Here is a 1,854-nt window from a genome sequence, read left to right on the forward strand (position 1 = left end):
GCCCGAGCGGATGACCGCGCGCCGGTTCTGGGTCCGCCACGCCGCGGACGCGCGGGGCGCGGTGATCCTGGACGACGGCGCGGTGCGTGCCGTCACCGGTTCCCGGCGGTCGCTGCTGCTGGCGGGGGTGACCGGTGTCGACGGGTTGTTCCACTTCGGTGACGTGATCGAAATGCGCGATACCGCCGGTGACACCGTCGCCAGGGGGATCGCCCAGTACGACTCGATCGAGGTGCGCTCTCGGTTGGCCGAGCGCGCGTCGGGCACCGGCGTCACGGGCCAGGGGCGTCCCCTCGTGCACGCCGATGACCTGGTGGCGCTGTGATGATCCTGTGGCGCTCTGACGACCCTGTGGCGCTCTAGAGGTCGATCCCGCCCTCGGTGTGGACCGGGGTGACCGTGCCCTCGGCGAGGTTGTACAGCGCACCGACGATCGCGGTGCGTCCCTGGACGATCGCGCGGTCCACGGCCGCGGACTTCTCGCGGATCGCCTTGACCGCCTGGCGCACGTTCTCGATCACGATGTCCTCGTACCCGGCCCCGGGGTCCCGCCGGGCCTCGAAGACGGCCGGGGCGATCCGCTCCACCACGTCGCGCAGGTATCCCAACGGGGTGGTGTGGGTGTCGACGGCGTTGATCGCCGCACCCACGGCGCCACACGAGGTGTGCCCGAGGACCACGGTGAGGGGGATGCCGAGCATCTCCACCCCGAACTCGATCGAACCCAGCACCGAGGGGTCGACGATGTGGCCGGCGTTGCGGATGACGAACAGGTCGCCGAGTCCCTGGTCGAAGACGACCTCGGCGGGCACCCGCGAGTCGGAGCAGCCGAAGACCATTCCGAAGGGATGCTGCTCGCCGGCGAGTTCGGCGCGGCGCGCGGGGTCCTGGTGGGCGTGCAGACCCGCACCGTCGACGTAGCGGCGGTTCCCGTCGAGTAGTCGCTGCAGTGCGGCGTCGGGGGTCAGCTCTGTGCTCATCCCTGCAGTCTGCCGCCCTGCTCGTGTAGTTCTCCTACAGGGCCCGGTCGACGAGGGTCAGCACCTCCACGCAGTCGCCGTCGACCGTCAGCGTGGCCTCGGCGTGCGCCCGGGTGTGGCCGCGGTTGACCACGGCCACGGGGGTGCCGGTGGTCACCGCGCGCCGCACGAACCGGTATCCCGACCGGACGGTGAGGGAGGACCCCACGACGACGACGAGGTCGGACCCGTCGACCAGGGCGTTGGCCTCCGCCACGCGCTGCGCCGGGACGTTCTCCCCGAAGTAGACGATGTCGGGCTTGAGCACTCCCGAGCACCGGCGGCAGTCCACCATGCGGAAGTCCGCGGTGTCGTCGAGGACGGCATCGGCGTCCGGGGCGACCTCGATGGCCCCGCGAGTGGCCACGCGCTCAGCGAATCCGGGGTTGAGACGGTCGAGGTCCTCGTGCAGGGCCCATCTGCTCTGGCGCAGCCCACAGTCGAGGCAGGTCACCACGGCGTAGCTGCCGTGCAGGTCCACGAGCCGGCGGCTGCCGGCCTTGAGGTGGAGCAGGTCCACGTTCTGGGTGATGACCCCGCTGACCAGCCCCCGACGCTCCCAGTCGGCCAGTAGCGCGTGGGCCGCGTTGGGCCGGGCGGCCTCCATGTGTCGCCAGCCCAGGTGGTTTCGGGCCCAGTAGTGGCGGCGGAACCCGGGGTCGCCGACGAACTGCTGGAAGGTCATGGGGGTCCGGGCGGGGGAGTCGGGGCCGCGGTAGTCGGGGATCCCGGAGGGGGTGGAGATCCCCGCCCCGGTGAGGATCGCGGCCCTCCGGCCCCGCATGAGGTCGGCCAACGCGGCCGCCCGCGCCGGCAGGTCCCGGTCCGGGTCGGT

General features: G+C 72.0%; 3 protein-coding genes. 1 reads left to right on the top strand and 2 read right to left on the bottom strand.

Translation table 11 applies throughout. The features are described 5' to 3' along the window. Positions 1-325: PUA domain-containing protein (locus G6027_RS15150; protein WP_346995760.1), on the top strand; the 325-nt coding region annotated here is incomplete at its 5' end. 34 nt (positions 326-359) lie between these two features. On the opposite strand, the gene G6027_RS15155 is transcribed toward G6027_RS15150, so the two are convergent. Together G6027_RS15155 and G6027_RS15160 are read right to left on the bottom strand one after the other, a co-directional pair. Then, entirely contained in the window at positions 360-980 is a 621-nt protein-coding gene (locus G6027_RS15155) for a carbonic anhydrase (protein ID WP_182637895.1), read from the bottom strand. 34 nt (positions 981-1,014) lie between these two features. Beyond that, on the bottom strand, positions 1,015-1,854 hold an 840-nt coding region (locus G6027_RS15160; protein WP_241727170.1), incomplete at its 5' end, for a Sir2 family NAD-dependent protein deacetylase.

The organism is Dietzia sp. SLG310A2-38A2, from assembly GCF_014145095.1.
Classification (GTDB): Bacteria; Actinomycetota; Actinomycetes; order Mycobacteriales; family Mycobacteriaceae; genus Dietzia.